18 protein-coding genes are annotated in these 18,624 nt (G+C 71.7%); 9 read left to right on the forward strand and 9 right to left on the reverse strand.

Annotation, left to right across the window (positions count from 1 at the left end):
- Window positions 1–20: 20 nt before the first annotated feature.
- Entirely contained in the window at window positions 21–1,223 is a 1,203-nt protein-coding gene (pobA, locus tag FHS44_RS11745; protein WP_184713997.1) for a 4-hydroxybenzoate 3-monooxygenase, read from the reverse strand.
- 325 nt (window positions 1,224–1,548) lie between these two features.
- Here pobA and FHS44_RS40865 point away from each other — a divergent pair, with 325 nt between their 5' ends.
- The 3 genes from FHS44_RS40865 (at window position 1,549) to FHS44_RS11760 (ending at window position 3,634) form a co-directional block, all read left to right on the forward strand.
- Window positions 1,549–1,881: a multicopper oxidase domain-containing protein gene (locus tag FHS44_RS40865; RefSeq protein WP_246435401.1), complete on the forward strand. Its 333-nt coding sequence runs from the start codon at window positions 1,549–1,551 to the stop codon at window positions 1,879–1,881.
- A gap of 4 nt (window positions 1,882–1,885) precedes the next feature.
- Window positions 1,886–2,800: a LysR family transcriptional regulator gene (locus FHS44_RS11755; protein WP_184713999.1), complete on the forward strand. Its 915-nt coding sequence runs from the start codon at window positions 1,886–1,888 to the stop codon at window positions 2,798–2,800.
- Window positions 2,801–2,866: 66 nt separating this feature from the next.
- Entirely contained in the window at window positions 2,867–3,634 is a 768-nt protein-coding gene (locus FHS44_RS11760) for an IclR family transcriptional regulator (RefSeq protein WP_312863619.1), read from the forward strand.
- 3 nt (window positions 3,635–3,637) lie between these two features.
- On the opposite strand, the gene FHS44_RS11765 is transcribed toward FHS44_RS11760, so the two are convergent.
- On the reverse strand, window positions 3,638–5,833 hold the full coding sequence (locus FHS44_RS11765) for a SpoIIE family protein phosphatase (protein WP_184714000.1): 2,196 nt from the start codon (window positions 5,831–5,833) through the stop codon (window positions 3,638–3,640).
- Window positions 5,834–6,284: 451 nt separating this feature from the next.
- On the opposite strand from FHS44_RS11765, the gene FHS44_RS11770 reads away from it, so the two are divergent.
- Window positions 6,285–7,490, forward strand: a complete 1,206-nt coding sequence (locus FHS44_RS11770; protein WP_184714001.1) for a cytochrome P450 — start codon at window positions 6,285–6,287, stop codon at window positions 7,488–7,490.
- On the opposite strand, the gene FHS44_RS11775 is transcribed toward FHS44_RS11770, so the two are convergent.
- Both FHS44_RS11775 and selA read right to left on the reverse strand, forming a co-directional pair.
- Window positions 7,480–9,255, reverse strand: a complete 1,776-nt coding sequence (locus FHS44_RS11775) for a selenocysteine-specific translation elongation factor (RefSeq protein ID WP_184714002.1) — start codon at window positions 9,253–9,255, stop codon at window positions 7,480–7,482. The two genes, FHS44_RS11770 and FHS44_RS11775, sit on opposite strands and share 11 nt — an antisense overlap.
- Entirely contained in the window at window positions 9,255–10,544 is a 1,290-nt protein-coding gene (selA, locus tag FHS44_RS11780) for an L-seryl-tRNA(Sec) selenium transferase (protein WP_184714003.1), read from the reverse strand. Before selA ends, FHS44_RS11775 begins: the two co-directional genes overlap by 1 nt.
- A 260-nt stretch (window positions 10,545–10,804) precedes the next feature.
- On the opposite strand from selA, the gene FHS44_RS11785 reads away from it, so the two are divergent.
- Together FHS44_RS11785 and FHS44_RS11790 are read left to right on the forward strand one after the other, a co-directional pair.
- A complete protein-coding gene (locus FHS44_RS11785) occupies window positions 10,805–11,284 on the forward strand; it encodes a hypothetical protein (RefSeq protein WP_184714004.1) in 480 nt (159 codons plus the stop codon).
- A 3-nt stretch (window positions 11,285–11,287) separates the two neighbouring features.
- Window positions 11,288–12,646: a NucA/NucB deoxyribonuclease domain-containing protein gene (locus tag FHS44_RS11790; RefSeq protein WP_184714005.1), complete on the forward strand. Its 1,359-nt coding sequence runs from the start codon at window positions 11,288–11,290 to the stop codon at window positions 12,644–12,646.
- A gap of 44 nt (window positions 12,647–12,690) precedes the next feature.
- Here FHS44_RS11790 and FHS44_RS11795 read toward each other — a convergent pair whose 3' ends face one another.
- On the reverse strand, window positions 12,691–13,137 hold the full coding sequence (locus FHS44_RS11795; RefSeq protein ID WP_184714006.1) for a hypothetical protein: 447 nt from the start codon (window positions 13,135–13,137) through the stop codon (window positions 12,691–12,693).
- Window positions 13,138–13,333: 196 nt separating this feature from the next.
- On the opposite strand from FHS44_RS11795, the gene FHS44_RS11800 reads away from it, so the two are divergent.
- Window positions 13,334–13,696 (forward strand): hypothetical protein, encoded by a 363-nt coding sequence (locus tag FHS44_RS11800; RefSeq protein ID WP_184714007.1) that lies wholly within the window; start codon window positions 13,334–13,336, stop codon window positions 13,694–13,696.
- A gap of 10 nt (window positions 13,697–13,706) precedes the next feature.
- Here the strand turns inward: FHS44_RS11800 and FHS44_RS11805 are convergent, their stop codons facing one another.
- From FHS44_RS11805 to FHS44_RS11815, 3 genes are all read right to left on the reverse strand, one after another.
- Window positions 13,707–14,357 carry a MarC family protein gene (locus tag FHS44_RS11805; RefSeq protein WP_184714008.1) on the reverse strand — a complete coding sequence of 217 codons (651 nt, stop codon included), beginning with the start codon at window positions 14,355–14,357 and terminating at the stop codon, window positions 13,707–13,709.
- Between the two features lie 28 nt (window positions 14,358–14,385).
- Entirely contained in the window at window positions 14,386–15,660 is a 1,275-nt protein-coding gene (locus tag FHS44_RS11810) for an arginine deiminase (protein ID WP_184714009.1), read from the reverse strand.
- 107 nt (window positions 15,661–15,767) lie between these two features.
- Complete coding sequence (locus tag FHS44_RS11815) at window positions 15,768–16,331, reverse strand: TetR/AcrR family transcriptional regulator (RefSeq protein ID WP_184714010.1); 564 nt, start codon at window positions 16,329–16,331, stop codon at window positions 15,768–15,770.
- An 84-nt stretch (window positions 16,332–16,415) separates the two neighbouring features.
- Between FHS44_RS11815 and FHS44_RS11820 the strand changes: the two genes are divergently transcribed.
- Both FHS44_RS11820 and FHS44_RS11825 read left to right on the forward strand, forming a co-directional pair.
- Window positions 16,416–16,787 (forward strand): nuclear transport factor 2 family protein, encoded by a 372-nt coding sequence (locus FHS44_RS11820; protein ID WP_184714011.1) that lies wholly within the window; start codon window positions 16,416–16,418, stop codon window positions 16,785–16,787.
- Window positions 16,784–17,788, forward strand: coding sequence for a zinc-dependent alcohol dehydrogenase family protein (locus tag FHS44_RS11825; RefSeq protein ID WP_312863620.1), 1,005 nt, complete (start codon window positions 16,784–16,786; stop codon window positions 17,786–17,788). Before FHS44_RS11820 ends, FHS44_RS11825 begins: the two co-directional genes overlap by 4 nt.
- A 93-nt stretch (window positions 17,789–17,881) precedes the next feature.
- Here FHS44_RS11825 and FHS44_RS11830 read toward each other — a convergent pair whose 3' ends face one another.
- Window positions 17,882–18,355: a molybdopterin-binding protein gene (locus FHS44_RS11830; protein ID WP_184714012.1), complete on the reverse strand. Its 474-nt coding sequence runs from the start codon at window positions 18,353–18,355 to the stop codon at window positions 17,882–17,884.
- Between the last annotated feature and the right edge of the window lie 269 nt (window positions 18,356–18,624).

An 18,624-nucleotide genomic window follows, 5' to 3' on the forward strand; every position in this document is an offset into this window, starting at 1 on the left:
GGTTGCGCTCCTGATCGTTCTCACTGCTCCGTGGGCTCGGGGAGGTCACGTTCGTACGGCAGGCCGACGTAGTTCTCGGCCAGCGTGGTCGCCGCGGCCTCCGAGGAGGTCACGTAGTCCAGGTGGGAGACCTGCAGCCGCCGCGCGTAGGCGTCGTCGGTCTCGAAGGTGTGCAGCAGCGTCGTCATCCACCAGGAGAAGTGCTGCGCCCGCCACACCCGCCGCAGGCAGGTCTCTGAGTAGGCGTCGAGCAGGTCGCCGGAACCGGTGGCGTACCGGTGCGCCAGGGCCTCGGTCAGCACCCGCACGTCGGCGACCGCGAGGTTGAGGCCCTTGGCCCCGGTCGGGGGGACGATGTGGGCCGCGTCGCCCGCGAGGAACAGGTTGCCGTGGCGCATGGGCTCGGCCACGAAGCTCCGCATGGGCGTCACGCCCTTCTCGACGATCTCCCCGGTGGTCAGGGTGAAGCCGGGCACCGTTTCGAGGCGGGCGCGCAGTTCGGCCCAGATCCGCTCGTTGGGCCAGTCGGCGACGTCCTCCCCGGCGGGGACCTGGAGGTAGAAGCGGCTGATCTCGGGTGAGCGCATGCTGTGCAGGGCGAAGCCGCGCTCGTTCCAGGCGTAGATCAGCTCCTCGGCGGACGGCTCGACCCTGGCCAGGACGCCGAGCCAGGCGAAGGGGTAGTCCCGTTCGTAGACCGTGAGCTCACCCTCGGGGACGCTCGCGCGGGACACACCGTGGAAGCCGTCGCAGCCCGCGATGACGTCGCAGTCGAGCCGCTGGCCGTCGAAGGTCAGGTAGGGGGCGTCGGTCGCGGCGTCGTGCACGGCCACGTCCCCGACCTCGAAGCGGATGTCGCCTCCCGCGGCGAGACGGGCGGCGATCAGGTCCTTGACGACCTCCTGCTGGCCGTACACCGTGATGGCGCGGCCGGGGACCAGCCGTTCGAAGGGCACCCGGTGACCGGTGCCGCCGTAGCGCAGCTCGATGCCGTGGTGGACGAGCCCCTCCCGGGTGAGGCGGTCGCCGACCCCGGCCGCCACGAGGGTGTCCACGGTCCCCTGTTCGAGCACTCCCGCCCGGATCCGCCGTTCGACGTGGTCGCGGCTGCGGCGTTCGAGCACCACCGAGTCGATGCCGCGCAGGTGGAGCAGGTGGGAGAGCAGCAGACCGGCCGGTCCCGCCCCGATGATCCCGACCTGTGTCCGTCTGGGAGGAGTCATGGGACAAGAGCATCGTGGACCCGGCGCGGAAAACCGAGCCTCGCCTTCCACTGACCGGAAGGGGACGTTCACGAGCGGGCCTGGTCCTCGGCTGGGAGGTCGTTTCCCGGATCGCCGACCACCGTTGTACGGCGCGCTCACCGAACCGGCCGCGGGCTGTCAACCAGCCCCACTTTTCCGGATAAATCAGGCTATGGCCGGTGCTCCCGTCTCGTCGATTGCGTCACGTGCAATGTCTCTTTACCGACATTGCACTGGTGGTCACCGTTGGGGCGCCCCTAGCTTTCCGGCCGTGTTCGGTACTTTCGATATAGCCAGCGCGGTCTTGTCCGCGATCGTTTTCGTGCTTGTGACGCCCCCGGCCCTGCTGATCCATCGGCTGGGAAGACGGGCCGCCGTCCGGTGGGCGGTGGCGGACGGGCTGGCCCTGTCCGCGAACGGACGGCCGGTCACCGGCAGCCCCTGGTGGATCGACAGCCTGGACATGCCGCCCGGGACCTGGTTCGAGATCGGCTTCCTGGCCGGCAACCCCGGGTTGTGGATGGACCACTGCCACAATCTGGAACACGCGGCCGCCGGGATGATGATGCACCTGGGCTACGAGGGCGTCACGACCCGGTTCGAGACCGGCAGCGCGACAGGCAACCGACCGGAGTGAACACATGCTGGATCTGAACCTCCTGGTCGCGCTCGACGCGCTCCTGGAAGAGGGCAGCGTCGCCGGTGCGGCGGCCCGGCTCAACACCTCCGCGCCCGCGATGAGCCGCACGCTGGGGCGGATCAGACGCCAGCTGAACGACCCCGTCCTGGTGCGCGCGGGCCGCAACCTGGTCCCCACCCCGCGCGCGCTCGAACTGCGCTCCGCCGTACACGACCTGGTGGAGCAGGCGTCCGCCCTCCTCGTGCCCGCGGGCGACCCCGCCCCCGCCACGCTCGCCAGGACCTTCAACCTGCAGGCGAGCGACATGCTGCTGTCCGCCCTGGCCGCGCCGCTCGTCCTTGCGGTCGGCCGCCGGGCGCCGGAGGTGGTGCTGCGGTTCCTGCCCGACACCCTCGAAGGGACCTCGGCGCTGCGGGAGGGCCGGGTGGACCTGGAGATCGGGGTCATCGACCACACCTCCCCCGAGACCCGTGTCGAGCCGCTGGGCACCGGCCGCATCGTCGGCATGGCGCGGGAGGACCATCCCCTGGTGACCAGAGGGGTCACCCTGCGCCGGTTCGCCGACGCCAAGCACGTCGGGGTGTCCAGGCACGGCCGGCTGCACGGGCCGATCGACGACCTGCTGGCCGCCCGGGGGCTGCGCCGCAGGACCGTGGTGACCGTCTCCTCGCACTCGACGGCCCTGCTTCTGGCCAGGCAGGGCGGCCTGGTCTGCCTGGCGCCCGCCCCCGCCGACGACGACCTCCCGGCGGCGCTCGGCCTGCGCGCCTTCGAGATCCCGCTGGAACTACCCGAGGTCGAGGTGGCCATGGCGTGGCATCCACGCAACGACGCCGACGGCGGACAGCGCTGGCTGCGCGACCAGGTGCGCGAGGTCCTGCGCGGAGCCGAAGCCTTCCACCACGCAGGCCAGTAGTGCCCTCGCCGTCCCGGGGACGCTCCCCGGTGAGAGAAGGAGGAGAATTCCCTTCTAGGAACCACGGTGAGGGGAGGCGTGATGGCGGGCGGGTCGCGGGAACCGGGGCGTTCCGTGACGTCGAAGGTCCTGGCGATCCTGGGCGCCTTCGACACCGACCATCCCCGGCTCACCCTCTCGGAGATCTCCCGGCGCAGCGGGGTCCCGCTGACGACCACGCACCGCCTGGTGGGCGAGCTGGTGGCCTGGCAGGCGCTGAGCCGTACGGCCGACGGCCACCTGAGGGTCGGGCTGCGGCTGTGGGAGCTGGGCCAGCTCGCGCCGGGCAGGCTGCAGGAGGTCGCCCACCCGTGGCTGCAGGAGCTGTACGCGGAGACCGGCGAGAACGTGCACCTGGCCGTCAGGGACGGTCTTGAGGTGCTCTACGTGGACAAACTGCACGGCAGGCGGGCCGTACGGCTGGTCTCCAGGACGGGCGGGCGGCTGCCGATGCACCCGACGGGGGTCGGCAAGGCCCTGCTGGCCCACGAGCCCGACTGGTTCCGGGGCGCCTACCTGGCCCGTGAGCTCGAACGGCCGACCCCGCGCACGATCGTCGAGCCGGGGCGGCTGGCCAGGGAGCTGGCCTCGGTGCGGGTCCAGGGGTACGCGCTGACGTTCGAGGAGATGAGTCTGGGCTCCTGTTCCGCGGCGGCGCCGGTGCTCGTGGAGGGCCGCGCGGTGGCCGCCGTCGGGGTCGTGCTGTCCTCCCGGCGCGCCAGGGAGCTGCAACGCCTGGTCGAGCCGCTGCTCAGGGTGACCTCCGAGATCGCCCGCGCCTACGCCGCCCGCTGAGGGTCATCTCTGCTGGCTCGGGCGCGGTTGGGTGGGGGTCCACCGTTCCGCGGCCAGGTGCAGCAGCAGGAGCGCGATGTCGTCGCTGCGGTGGCTGGTCTGCTGGGCGTGCCTGATCAGGGTGCTCGCCACCTCCTCAAGGGGGCGGTCCCCGACCCGTTCCAACTCGGTGGCCAGGTCGGCGAGCGCGTCGTCGATGTCCACGCCGGGGGTCTCGACCAGGCCGTCGGTGTAGAGGGCCAGCGTCGCGCCCGGCTGCAGCGGGATCTCGGTGTGCGGATACTCCACGGAGTGGTCGATGCCCAGCAGCAGCCCGCCGGGGACCTCGACCACCTGCACCCGCCCGTCGGGCAGGCGCATCAGCGGCTGGGGGTGTCCGGCGCGGGCCAGGCAGGCCAGGTTCCTGCGCAGGTCGAGCCGCAGATAGACGCAGCTGGCGAACAGGCCGGGATCCAGGTCCACCAGGAGGTGGTTGGTGCGCGCCAGGACCTCGCCGGGGTCGGCGCCCGCGGTGGCGTAGGCGCGGACCGCGGTGCGCACCTGCCCCATGAGGGCCGCGGCGGTGACGTTGTGCCCCTGGACGTCGCCCACGACGGCGGCGACGGTGTCGTCGGCGAGGCTGATGACGTCGTAGAAGTCGCCCCCGATGTCCATGTCCTCGGTGCCGGGCAGGTAGCGGGCGGCGGCGCTCAGCCGGGGCAGCCGGGGAAGGGCGTGCGGCAGCAGGCTCTCCTGCAGGGCGTGGGCCAGCTCCAGCTTGGCGTCGTAGAGGCGGGCGCGCTCCAGGGCCTGGGCGATCAGGCCGCCGAGCGCGGTCAGCAGGGCGCGTTCCTCGACGGTGAAGCGGTGGTGCCTGGCGAAGGCGAGCACGCAGGTGCCCACGGACCTTCCCGAGGCGATCAGCGGCAGGAACGCCCAGGAGGCCATCCCGTCGTCCACGGCGATCTCCGCGCCGTAGACCTCGTCCAGCTCCTCCTGGGAGCTGAAGAAGCTGGGCATCCCGGTGACCATGGTCCGCACGCTCGGCGTCGGTGAGGTCAGCGGGAGGCCGTCGTAGTGCTCCCTGAGGTGGGGCGGGTAACCACGGTCGCCGACGACACTCATCCTGCCGTCGTCGGCGACCATCAGTGCCATCCCGTCGCCGCCGAAGGCGGGCATGAGCCGGTTGGCGACCAGGTCCACCACGTCCTGCACGCTGGCGGCCTTGGTGAGCGTGCTGGCCAGGTGGAGGATGTGGTAGAGCGCCCCGACCCTGGTCGGCAGGGTCAGGTCCGCGTCGCAGACGGGGCCGGGCGGTTCGACCTCCGGGGCCTGGACGGGGATGTCCGCCGCCTCGACCATGGCCGGGGAGATACGCATCGTCACGCCGTTCGGCGCCGGGTAGAGCTCGAAGGACAGCCAGCGGTCGGGCGGGCGCAGCGCGACGAACGAGGTCGCCTGCTGGCTGATCATGGCCGCGCGGTAGCGGTCCTCGTAGACGGGGTCGTTCAGCCAGGGCACCAGGGTCCAGGGGTGGGAGCCGACCAGCCGGGCCGGGAGCGTGCGGAGCAGCGCGGCGGCCCTGGGGGTGACGAAGGTGACGCGGCCGGTGGCGTCGAGGCCGCAGATGCCCTCGGGGAGCCGGTCGGTGACGGCGGAGATCACCTCGGCGGGCTGCATGCTGGGAACGGGCAGCACGCGGGGTTCGAGGCCGGGGCGCAGCCTGTGGCCCTGCCGGTCGGCCTTCTCCAGGCCCCGCGCCATCTCCGTCGCGGCGCCGATCAGGCGTTCGCGCTCGACCGGGGAGAGCTCGCACGAGTGGGTGCCCGCCCACATGACGAACATCCCGCCGTAGACGGTGGTGGTGCCGATCAGCGGCACGGCGGCGAGGGTGAAGTCGTACGGCATGACCAGCGCCGCCCCCGGATAGACGCGGGCCATCTCCTTCTCGTCGCCGACCCACACCAGCCGCCGGTAGCGGATCGCGTCGGTCACCGGCATGGGGGTGGCCAGGCTCATCCGCTCCCAGGGGCGGATGAAGTCGCGGGGCGCCCCCTTCATCACCGCGAGTTCGAGCACCTCGGCGTCCGGCGCCAGCAGGTAGACCGTGCCCAGGTGGGCTCCCACGCTCTCCAGGACCTTGCCCAGGTCGTCGGCGAGCGCGTCGAGGCCGCTCCGTGGGGAACGGCCTTCGAGAAAGGTCGGGTGTTCGGGCACCATCAGCGCCTCATCTCCGGCGCCCGGCCCACGGGCGGTCGCGATCCCCGGCCGTCTCCGCCGTCACGTGGCGGTCCGCCCGCCCCCGGCGGGCGGACCTGGAGGAAAGCCGCGCCATCCAATAACACGCCTTAATGCGCATATATGGACGATACTCCCCCTGAGCAGGGAGTTTGGGGACACGCATTCCCAAGCTTGCGCCCCGTCCCCTGATTTTGCGGCTCGCTGGGTACGGCCAGGCACGACACTGAACATCCGGTGCCGTTCCGCCCCGGAGAACCGAATCGGATTACCGGACATAGGCCAATTCACTGGACGCACTTGACTGTTTCCACACGTATGGTCAAAAAAGAATCATGGCGCGAAAAATCCGTAGATCGCGCTACCTGCCGCGCCGTACGGTGGGACATCCGACAGCGGCCCCGCCGCCGAGCCCAGGGGGTGCCTTTCGGTCATGGACGACCACGCCTACGACCACACCGGCCACGACGACCTGCCGAGGCTTCCCTTCGACAGGAAGGATCCGCTCGACGTCCCGGCGATGTACCGCACGCTGCAGACCGGTGAGCCGGTGACCAGGGTGCGTACCGCGACCGGTGACGTCGCCTGGCTGGTCTCCGGCTACGAGGAGGCCAGGCAGGCCTTCGCCGACAGGCATCTCGGCCGTTCCGCGCCCGACCCGGACAGGGCGGCCAGGATCTCCAACTCGGCGCTGATCGGCGGCCCGATGGGCGACATCGAGACCGAGAAGACCCGGCACGAGCGAATGCGCAGGATGCTCACCCCCGCCTTCTCCGCCCGCAGGATGGCCGCCCTCGCCCCGCACGTCCAGAACCTGGTGGACGGCCTGCTCGACCGGATGGCCGAGGGGCCACGGCCGACCGACCTGCGCCAGGCGCTCTCCCTGCCGCTGCCCGTGCTGGTGATCTGCGAACTGCTCGGCGTGCCGTACGGCGACCGCGAGCACTTCAGGGCGCTGGCCGACGCGATGACGGACCTGGCGGACCGGGAGCGTTCGGCCGCCGCGCTGGCCGAGCTCGGCGAGTACACCAGGAAGATCATCGTCGCCAAGCGGGACAACCCGGCAGGGGACGTGTTCTCCGACCTGGCGGCCCTGGACGCGCCCGACGAGGAGATCGCCGCCCTCTCGGCCGGGCTGCTGTTCGCCGGGCACGAGACGACAGTCAACCGGATCGACTACGGCACGCTGTTGCTGCTGGCCAACCCCGCCCAGCGGGACGCCCTGGTCGCCGACCCGTCGCTGGTGGGCTCGGCGGTCGAGGAGATCCTGCGGGTGGCCGCGCCGAGCAACCACGGCATGCCCCGCTACGCGCACGAGGACGTGACCGTCGGCGGGAAGGCGATCAGGCGCGGCGAGGCGGTGGTCATCAGCACGACGGCGGCCAACCGCGACGCGCGGGTCTTCGCAGAGCCCGACCGCTTCGACATCTCCCGGGGTCTCGACGAACCGCACCTGGCCTTCGGCTACGCCGCCCGCTACTGCATCGGAGCGAGCCTGGCCAGGATCGAGCTGCGCGCGGTCTTCGGCACGCTGTTCCAGCGCTTCCCCACGCTGGCGCTCGCCGTACCCGCCGAGGAGCTCGTCCAGCGGGAGAACTCGCTGACCGGGGGCTTCGAGCGCATCCCCGTCACCTGGTAGCGGCCGGGCAGCGGCGGTTGACCCCGTCGAGCCGCTCGGTGAGGCCGCCGCGGTCGAGGTGTTCGAGCAGGGGCACCGCGACGCGGCGGCTGGTGTCGAGGGCCTGCCTGGCCTGGCTGACCGTGAAGGGCTGGGGCAGGCGGGCCAGCAGCCGCGCCGCCGCCACGTCCGCGCCGGGCAGCAGCACGATCCCGTCGGCGATCCGCAGCAGCATCCCCGCCCGTACGGCTGCCGCCACCTCTCTCGGGCCGAGTCCCAGCTCCGCCAGACGCCCCGCCTCGGGCGCGAGGAACGGCCTGGCCGAGAGCTCGGCGCGCAGCCGGGAGACGGCGCGGGCGACCGGCTCGGGCAGCCCCCTGGGCGGCCCGCTCACGATCCGCCCGCCCGTGACGGCCAGCGGCGGCCTGACCAGGGCGGCGACCAGCCTCCTTTCTGGCAGGCCGAGGGCGTTCCTGGCCGCCTCGACGGGTGTCCCCGGTTCGAGCGGATGCTCCGCCGCGTGACGCGCCACGGTCTCGGCCAGCCGTTCCCCGAGCAGTGACCAGTGCTCGGGGTCGGCGTACCAGTCGCCGCACACCGGCTCCCCCTCGGGAGCGCACCCCATGGCCAGCAGGTCGGCCTCACGCAGCAGCCGGTGCGTGCGCAGCAGCGCCCCCGCGCCGGGAGGCGCCTTCGTCAGCTCGGCCGCCCGCAGCCGCGCGGCACCCCTGCGGCGCAGCGGGGGCGGGCGCACGTCGAGCACGCTCGCCCCGGCGAGCACCCGCACCTCGGTCCTGTCCATTCCTGTCGCCCTGCCCGGGTCGCGCAGCAGCAGCACGTCCCCCACGTGCAGCGGCAGCGGCCTGGCCAGGCGCAGCCGTACGACACCGTCACCGAGCGGCCTGACCGCGCACCCCACCGCCGCCGAGCCGAGGTGCGCGCTCAGCCTGCCCGGCAGCGCGGCCTCCCGCGCCCCTCCCACGGGCGAGAGCCGTACGTCGACGAGGTCGGTCATCGTCCACGCGCCGGGGGTGAGCAGCGCCCGGCCCCGCTCGGCGGCGCCGCCGCGCAGGTTGACCGCGACCCTGGCCACCCCGGTCACCGAGGACACCGGCTCCTTCAGGCATTCGAGCGCCCGCACCCGCGCGAGCCCGTCACCGAGGACCAGTTCGTCCCCGATGCCGATCCTGCCCTCGGGTAGCGTCCCGGTCACGACCGTGCCGCTGCCGCGCACGCTGAAGGCCCGGTCGATCCACAGCCGCACCGGCGCCCCGGGATCGGGCGTCGGCAGCCGGGCGACCAGCCGGTCCAGCGCCTCCCGCAGCTCGCCGAGCCCCTGTCCCGTGCGCCCGCTCACCGCCAGCGCCTCGGCCCCGGTCAGCCCTGCCGCCGCGAGCCTGGCCCCGGCCTCCTCGACCACGGGGGCGGGGTCGGCCAGGTCGGCGCGGGTCACCGCGAGCAGGCCGTGCCGTACACCGAGGGCCTCAAGCGCGACCAGGTGCTCCTGCGACTGGGGCATCCAGCCCTCGTCGGCGGCGACCACGAACATCACCGCGGGGACGGGCCCGACCCCGGCCAGCGTCGTGCCGAGGAAGCGCTCGTGCCCCGGCACGTCCACGAAGGCCAGGCGCTCGCCCGAGGGCAGCGTCGTCCAGGCGTAGCCAAGCTCGATCGTCAGCCCCCTGCGCCGCTCCTCGGCCAGCCGGTCGGGCTCCATCCCGGTGAGGGCGCGCACCAGCGTGGACTTGCCGTGGTCCACGTGCCCCGCCGTCGCGACGACCTGCATCAGCCGCCCGCCTTCAGGACCGCGCGGGCCACCTCGCCGTCCCGCTCCCGGGGAAGCGCCCTGAGGTCGAGCAGCAGCCGTCCCGCCTCGATCCGCCCGACCACGGGCGGCTCCCCGGTCCGCAGCGGTACGGCCAGCCGCTCGGGCAGGCTCACCGCGGCGCTCGGCAGCGTCACCCCGGGGGCGCCTCCCCCGCCGACGGTCGCCAGGCTCGGCACGGCGACGGCGTCGATCCCGGCCAGGGACAGCTCGGCGGCGAGTGCCCGCGCCCGGACGTGCAACGTGTCCGGCTCCGCGCGCAGCGCCCCGAGCACCGGGGGTTCCGGGCCTCTCAGCGTCGCCTCAAGGGCGGCCAGCGTCGTCTTGCCGACCCGCAGCGCGCGGGCCAGCGGGTGCCGTCTGCAGCGTTCGACCAGGTCACGGCGGCCGAGCAGCAGACCGGCCTGCGGCCCGCCGAGCAGCTTGTCGGCGCTCGCGGTGACCAGGTCGGCCCCCGCGGCGAGCGTGCTCGCGGCGTCCGGCTCGTCCGGCAGCAGCCGTTCGCGGGTGAGCAGCCCGGAGCCGATGTCGGCCACGACGGGCACGCCAAGGCCGGTGAGCCGCTCGATCCCGACGGATCCGGTGAAGCCCTCGACGCGGAAGTTCGACGGGTGCACCTTGAGCACGAAGCCCGTCTCCGGCCCGACGGCCCGCTCGTAGTCGTCGTAGGCGGTGCGGTTGGTGGTGCCCACCTCGCGCAGCCTCGCGCCGGTCGAGACGAGCAGGTCGGGGATGCGGAAGCCGTCCCCGATCTCCACCAGCTCACCCCTGCTGACCACGATCTCCCTGCCCGAGGCCAGGGCGGTGGCCACGAGCACCAGGGCGGCGGCGTTGTTGTTGACCACGTGCGCGTCCTGCGCGCCGGACACCGCTGTGGCGAGCGCGTCGAGGGCGCCCCGGCCCCTGCGGGCCCTGACCCCGGTGACCAGGTCGAACTCCACGTCGGTGTATCCGGCCGCGGCCGTCGCCGCCTCGGCCGCCGCCCGGGAGAGCGGCGCCCTGCCGAGGTTGGTGTGGACGATCACGCCGGTCAGGTTGAGCACCGGCCGCAGGCTCGCCGCGTACGGCGGAAGCCCCTCGACGGCCGCGTCCGCCACCTGCTCGGGCTCGATCCCGCCCTGCCTGGCCCGTGACTGCGCCCGGACGACCGCCTCCTTGACGACCGCCCGCCCAAGGCGCCCCTCGGCCGCGACGAGTCTGGGGTCGGCGAGCACGGCGTCGGTACGCGGCACACGCCTGCGTTGGTCCATCCCTCGACCATAGATCGCAGCCGGGGAAGCCCGCGTTCGCCGTGCCGTACGGCTTTTTCCGTAGACCAAACCACCACAAAAGGCTGTCCCTTTTGATGGTGATTGTTAGGCGTTGTTTGTTTTTCTCCTTGGCGCCGATGGCAAACAACGTCCCCCTGGTAGGCCAAACCCCGGAGCACCACCACGAGTGCTCCTTTCCTCGGAAATTTCTTGATCCGCTATGGCGTGACCGCTTCGCGGACGACCAAGGAAGGGGAACGATGACCGTGATCAGGCGCCTGGCCCACGTGGCCGCGAGCGTGATCGCCGGAACGGCCGTGTTCACCGCCCCCGCCGCTCCCTCCCACGCCGCCCAGGCGGAGGGGTGCTGGGGCACCGGCCCGACCGTCACCGACACGCTCGGTGTCCGGTGGCCCACCCGGTACTGCAACAACTTCCGCGCCGGAGATGTCTACAACTACGTCGAGGGCCGCTGGCAGCCCATCGGCAGGCTCAACGCCGGGGATAGCTGGTTCGTCTGCCAGTCCCACGGCCCGGAGAACCCTCCCGTCGGCGAGTGGCTCAACGACATCTGGCTCTACACCGAGGCCGACGTGGTCTGGGCCGCAGGAGGGTGGGGCGGCTTCCCCGCGACGCACGTCTCCGGCGGCGAGAACTACACGCCCATCCCCAACCTCGACTGGTGCCCCTGGGAGAACGCCCTGGCACGTCGCGGCACCCCCACGACCCCCGGGAAGTGACCCGTGAATCCCCTCCGCCGCCTGACGAGCGCGGCCGTATGCATCCTCACCGTGACCGCCCTCTGCCTGGGCACCCCGGCCCTCGCCACCGCGCAGGCTCCCACGCCGACCTCCGACCCCAAGCCCGTGCTCCCGCAGAAGGAGGCCCAGCGGCGGGCGCTGCACGAGGCCGCGAGGCTCGGCGACCACTCCTACTACGACGCGGACAAGGTAGACGCCGACGGCCACTCGTCCCAGAGCCTGAGCAGGCTGGCCACGACCCTCGCCTTCCCCGCCACGCCGCCCCAGCCGGACACCGACGACTGCCTCAGCGCCAACGACGCCGAACGCAAGGAGGGCAGGACCTACAACCGGCTGCTGTGGTGCCAGAAGATCGAGTACCGCGCGAGGTACCAGACCGTCGACACCTCGGGCAACGTCCGGTACTGGGGCACCAACGCGATCCGCTGGAACATGGTCGCGATGGGCAGCAACACCCAGCGGGCCATCCGGATCTTCTGGCGTCCCGAGGCCGGATCGGTCAGGTATCTCGACTGGACCGACCCCACGGTCGTCCCCAGCACCCTGCCCTTCGCGGTGCGCCCCGAGTGCGCCCAGGGCTCGTCGTACTGCTCGACCAGCGGTTCGGCCGCCACCAACAGTTGGGCGGGCTGGAACACGACAACCGGGTGGAGCGCGTGGGACGTCCAGGGCCCCGCCCTGGCGAACGACTCAAGCCGGGAGAAGATCACCACCTTCGACTGGCACCTGACCACCGACGCCACCACCCCTCGCTTCCCGCTGGGCGGCGGCAAGACCCTCGACCTGCCGTTCCGCTGTGACTCGGCCGACTACTTCAGCCGGTTCGGCCAGTCCTTCGACCGGGCGTGCGTGTTCACCACCGTGATCCCGCACCTGCAGTACAGGCTGTCCAGCCCCAAGCACGGCGCCGTCGCCAGGCACATCTACGACGCGCAGCTCAGCCCGGACACCTCCTACCCGGCGGAGGGGCACCGCAAGGTGATCCCCGGCAGGTGGACCAACGACCCGGACGACCCCGCGCTGCACCGGGTCGAGGGCTCGGGCACCATCGCCAAGGCGAACGAGACCTGGAAGGACTACGCCTGCAACCGCAACGGCCCCTACAACGCGGTGACGGGCCTGCCGCCCAGGACCCCGCAGCAGGAGGCGGACAAGTGGCAGTGTGACGAGTATCCCTTCCACGCGACCGCGGAGGGCGCCAGCAGCGGCACCTGGGACTTCTCCGTCAGGTGGGTCCCGCCGAGCCAGAACGCCTCGGCGGGCGGCTCACTGATCTCCTACTTCTTCGACGACCGCATCCTGTTCGTCAACGACCCCTTCTGGGTCCAGATCAACCCCTGACGCGACGCCGCCCCCGGGACCTCTCTCCCGGGGGCGGCTCCGTGTCACGGCAGGACCAGCTCCCTGACCCTGACCGCCACCAATGTGCCGGTGTACTCGACCCGGACCGGGATCCTGCCCTTCAGCAGTTTCCCCAGGTGGGCGGAGGAGCACTTCCTGGTGCCGTAGGCGTTCCCGTCGTGGGTGTCGTACGGATAACCGGCAGAGGGCCTGCCGCACACCCTGTTCACCTGCCGGAAGTCCACGCCCCTGGTGTAGCGGATCGTGAGGGGGGCGCCCTTCCTGCCCCGCAAATCCCACGCGTACAGGCCGCTCTCCCCCACCTGACTCCGGGTGGCCCCGCGCGGGACGATCGTCATGGCTGAGTTCCCCGACCGTACGGCCCAGCCGTACACAACCCTGGTCTTGGTCGTGCTCTGGGCTGAGGCGGGTGGGGCGATGGTGAGCAGGACGGCGAGGCCGGTGGCCGCACCGAGGAAGGCCGATCTCATCTCTCTCCTCATCGTGGTCGCGTCAGTCGTGTGAACCTCCACGTCGTCCGACAGGCTCCGCCCAGGAAAAGTTCTAAATCCCGATAAATCACTGTTTTTCGGGTGGCACTTTCCCGTGATAGCGGAGGCGCGTGAACTTTCCACGGTCCGGGAGCGACGAAGCAGGTGACCGATCCCCCCGAGACGGAGGTCGCCGATGAAAGCACCCCTGAGACTCCTCGGGGCACTCGTGCTCGGTGTGGCGCTGGGGGTGGCGCTGTCCGTCGCGGCGTGCTGGCCCCGCTCGGAGGTGCTCTACCGCAGCGCCCAGCCGCCCACCGTGGCGTACGGCGACGGCTCATCGCACCTTCTGGCGCTGGTCCGCAGGAGCAGCCTGCTCGGGGAGTCGCACGAGATCGTCGTCGGCCGGGATCCGAGTCTCTCCTACGGTCACCGGGTGGGCATCGAGGTCTCCGGCCCCGTGCGGGCGGCCGAGTGGACGGACGCCGGGGTGCGGGTGTCCTTCGGCACCGGGCACGAGCTGTTCGTCCCCGCCGAGCGGTTCGTCGGCGGCCGGTGACCCCTGCGGCTCACTGACCGAGGCGGGCGGTGACGAGGTCGGTGAAGCCGTTGGCGAGCAGGATGACGGCGATCGCGGTCAGCAGGATGCCCGCCACCCGGTCCAGGAGCATCGCCCCCTTGAGCGAGATGCGCCGCTGTACGTGACCCGACAGGTAGAGCGTCAGCCCGGTGACCGCCGCGAAGCACAGGGCGGCGATCGACAGGGCGAGCTTGTCGCGCACGGTCGAGGCCTCCGCCGAGGCCGCGACACCGAAGGCGAAGGTGGTGCCGCCCACGGTCAGCGGGAAGCTGAGCGGGGTGAACAGGATGGTCTTCGGGTCCGGCGGAGGCCCGGGCGGGGGCGCGTCCTCCTGGAGCTTCTCCAGTTCCTCGACGGCCCCGGCCTTGCCGCGCATCAGCGGGATGGCGGCGTAGGCCAGGGCGATGCCTCCGGTCGCGGTCAGCGCGGCGGTGCTGATGCCCAGCAGCTTGAGCAGCGGTTCCCCGACCCACAGGGCCGCCAGGACGAACACGGCGACGTTGACGGCGAGCCCGATCGCCAGCCGGGTGACCTGGCCTCCGCCGTACGGCCTGACGATCGGCAGGTAGGACGCCAGCGCCGCGACCGGGCTGTAGAGACCGAACAGCGCCAGGAACAGCACCGGTGCCGGATGGGTCATCGCGATCTCCCCTCAGGCTTTCCGAGGGTCAGACCGGGTCGCGCAGGATCGGGCAGGTCATGCAGTGCCCGCCGCCCCGGCCCTTGCCCAGCTCGAACCCCTCGATCTCGATCACCTCGACGCCGTGCTCACGCAGCTTGCGGTTGGTGAACTCGTTCTTGTGGTAGCCGACCACGACCCCCGGCTCCAGGGCGACGAAGTTGCTGCCGCTGTCCCACTGCTCCCTGGCCCGCTGGTAGTCGTCGCCCCCGGTGGAGACGATGTCCAGCTTGCCGATCCCGAGGGCGTCCTCGAACGCGGCCGCCATGCCCGGTTCACGATGGACCCGTACGGTGCCGGGCCTGTCACCGGGACGCAGCGAGTAGACCTCGGCGTTCTCCACGACCGGCGGATAGCCGGTCGCCCTGTCCACGTCGAGCAGCGTGAAGACGGTGTCCAGGTGCATGTAGGAGCGGTGCGGAGGGATCTTGACCGCCAGCACCCGGGTCGCGGCCCCCGCGGCGAAGAGTTCCTTCGCCAGGTGCTCGACCATGATGGGGCTGGTGCGCTCGCTGACGCCGACGGCGACGACGCCGTTGCCGATGGGCATCATGTCGCCGCCCTCCATGCAGGCGTGCCCGAAGTCCTCCTCGTCGAAGCGGCCGTCGTCGCCCATCGGGGGATACCAGTAGGCGAAGCCGTCGTCGGCGAACATCGGGTGGAAGTGGTAGACGATGCTCTGGTTGAGCGTCTCCAGCCGACGGGCGTGATAGTAGAGCGGGTTGAGCGAGACGCCGCCGTACAGCCAGGCGGAGGGGTCGCGCTGGTAGAGCGAGTTGGGCAGCGGCGGCAGGATGAACGATCCCCGCTCGGCCATCGCGGTGACCAGCGAGCGCGCGTCGAAACCTTCCCGGCTGGCCTGTACGGCGGTGGCGAACTCCTCCTTGGTCAGCCCGCCGATCAGGTGCTCGGCGAGCTTCTCCCCGCTCCAGGAGGCGAGTTCGGAGCGCACCTCGTCCACGAGGGACGGCCCGACCGTCAGGTGGGTGACCGTGCGCTCGACCGCGTGCCGTTTCGCCTCGGGGGCGGCCTCAAGCGCCTCGGCGAGCAGCCGCTGGTGGTAGAAGACCTCGATGCCCCGCCCGCGCATCGTCTCGACGAACGCGTCGTGTTCGATCTGGGCGCGGCTGACCCAGAGCACGTCGTCGTAGAGCAGTTCGTCCTTGTTGACCGGCGTCAGCCGCTTCAGGCTCAGCTCCGGCCGGTGCACGATCACCTGGCGCAGCGTGCCGACCTCGGAGTGGACCCCGTACCTCGTGCTCACCGCATCCCCCTCGATCACCTTGGCGAACCCAGGGGGACAGAACTCAGGGGGACAAACCGCCGCAATCCTCTCGTTCCCCCATATTTCCCAAGGCAACCGTCCGGGGGTCAGGCGTCGAGGATGTGTTCGGCCAGCTCACGCGCGGAGATCGCCGGGTTCGTTCCCGGCCTGGTCGCCCCCGCCGCGAGGACGCCGTCAACGAGCAGGAGGAGCTGGTCGGCGGCGCGTCCGGGGCTCCGGTGCCCGAGCCTGACGAGTTCGTCCTCGAACAACCGGCGCACGCGTTCGCGGTAGTCGCGGGTGACGGCGTGGGCCGGGTGCCCGGGGTCGGCCAAGGCGAGGTCGGCGGCCAGGTAGCGGCACCCCCGGAAGCCCGGCCCGCCGACGATCTCGGCGAGCCGGTCGAAGACGGCCAGCAGCCGGGCACGGGGGTCCTCCCCCGCCGCGCGCATCGTCCGCAGATAGTCATCCTCGTCCTCGGCCGTGGTGCGCCGCAGCACCTCGGCGATCAGCCCGTCCTTGCCGCCGAAGTGCTCGTACAGCGAACGGCGCGCCACGTTCGCCTCCCTCAGCAGGGCGTCGACGCCCACCCCGACCCCGTGGCGGTAGGTCAGCTCCCTGGCCGCCTCCAGGAGACGTTCGCGGGGACCGGGTCCGGTGCGTGTCGTCATGGGGCCAGCATCCCACCGGTTGACGAGTAGAACAACCGGTCGATATAAATCCGTAGACCGAACGTTCTATCCCAAGGAGCCGCAATGCCATCCCGGACCACGGCCGAGGTCATCGACCTCTTCAACCGGGCGTTCGTCACCCACGCCCCCGAGATCCTCGACAACCTGGTCGCCGACGACTGCGTGATGGAGGCCGTCCAGCCCGCCCCCGACGGCGAACGCGTGGAGGGAGGCGAGGCGTGCCTGGCGTTCTGGCGGACGCTCGCCGACGACCGCGCCACCCAGTTCAGCCCCGAGGACGTCACGGTCGCGGGTGACCGCGCGACGATCCGCTGGCGTTACCGGTACGGCGACGGCCCTGCCGACTCGGTACGCGGCGTCAACCTCATGCGGATCCGCGACGGGCTGATCGTCGAGGCCCTCGGCTACAGCAAGACCGACGGGGTGCTGTCGTGACGATCCGCAGCTACCACCTCGACAGCGGCGCCGGGCTGGCGGGCCTGACCCTCAGGGAGCACCCGGACCCGGCCCCCGGCCCGGGACAGGTCGCGATCGCCGTACGAGCGACGTCACTGAGCTTCCGCGAGCTGATGATCCTGCGCGGCGACTACGTGCTGCCGGTGAAGCCGCAGGTGATCCCGGTGTCCGACGGGGCGGGCGAGATCGTGGCGGTCGGGGCCGGGGTCGATCCGCTGCGGATCGGCGAACGGGTCATGGCCACGCTCTTCCCCAGCTGGCAGGACGGCCCGTTCGGCCTGGAACACCTGCCGCAGCGCGGCGGCTCCCTGGACGGCATGCTCACCGAGATCGCCCTGGTCGAGGAGGAGTCCCTGGTGCCTGTCCCCGGCCACCTGTCCTACGAGGAGGCCGCGACGCTCCCCTGCGTCGCGGTCACCGCGTGGAACGCCCTGACCGGCGCGGACGCCTCACGTCCCGGCCAGACCGTGGTGACGCAGGGCTCGGGCGGGGTCTCACTGTTCGCCCTCGGGTTCGCCAAGGCGCTCGGCGCCCGGGTGATCGCCACGACCGGCGACCCCGGGAAGGCGGCCCGCCTGCTCGACCTCGGCGCGGACGAGGTCGTCGACCACCGGGCCGTCCCCGACTGGCCCGCCAGGGTCCGCGAGCTGACCGGCGGCCGGGGCGCCGACCACGTCATCGACGTCACCGGCCACCTGGAGCGGTCGCTCGGGGCGGTAGCGATGGCGGGCCAGGTGGCCTGCGTGGGCTTCATCTCCGGCGCCTCCCCGATCGACCCGCGCGTCCTGTTCGCCTCCGGCGCCACCGTCCGCCCCGTCGCGGTCGGCAGCCGCGCCCAGTTCCTCGCCATGAACAAGGTCATCGAGGCCAACGGCCTCCGCCCCGTCATCGACAGCGTCTTCCCCTTCGACAAAGCCCACGACGCCTACCACCACTACGCCTCAGGAAAAGCCTTCGGCAAGGTCGTCATCACCGTCTGACCCGTGACCGCCGGACGTCCCGCACCGAAAACGCATGGCGTCCGTCTCGTCCTCCTCAAAGCGAGAGGCCACCGTACGGCCACCGGCCCAAACTCAGCCGGTTTCCCAGAGCCGCTCGTCGGCGCAGAGCCGGATCTCGGTGATCCCGCTGACGTATCTGCCACCGCACCGGTCTCCCGGCACCACCAGATGCGGCCCCTGGCCGGTCAGCGACCGGTCATCCATCCACAGTCCGAGCAGCACCCGGGCGTCGCCGAACTCCGGGTCGATCTCCCCCCACGAGACCGTCGCGCGATGGCCGTCACGACCCAGCACCGAGATCACGAACCGCACCCGGTCCTTGCGCTCCTCCGGATCGAACAGCGGCCCGGCCCCTCGCAGCACGTCCAGCAGCAACGGGCCGGTGAACCGATGCCTGCGCGGCCCCGAGGTGCGGCACCTGAAGGTGACCTCGGCCTCGTACCGGGGCAACTCGTACAGTCGGCCGGGACTGATCACCCCCGCCGAACGCACGTCCCCGCTCAGCCGCACCCACCCACCGGAGGTCTCGATCGCCGCGGACCGCATTCCAGCCTCCCCACCCAAGGAGCGTCAGTAGCGGGAAACACTTACTCACCCTTTACCCGCAAAATCCGCCCTACCAACCCAAAAAACCCAGCGAAAGCAGCCCTGAACCACCCAAGCCCCTCGCTTTTGCGAGTTCACCTGGCGAAGCGGGGGCGCGCCGCCTTCCTGACCAAGCCAGAGAGGCTACGACCCTGATCCACCTCGGCGCCCACGAGGACGACGCGGAGACAGGCCGGTCTTCGACACCTCGGACCCGTGGAGCCCACGCC

The sequence above is a fragment of the Streptosporangium saharense genome (assembly GCF_014203715.1).
Classification (GTDB): Bacteria; Actinomycetota; Actinomycetes; order Streptosporangiales; family Streptosporangiaceae; genus Streptosporangium; species Streptosporangium saharense.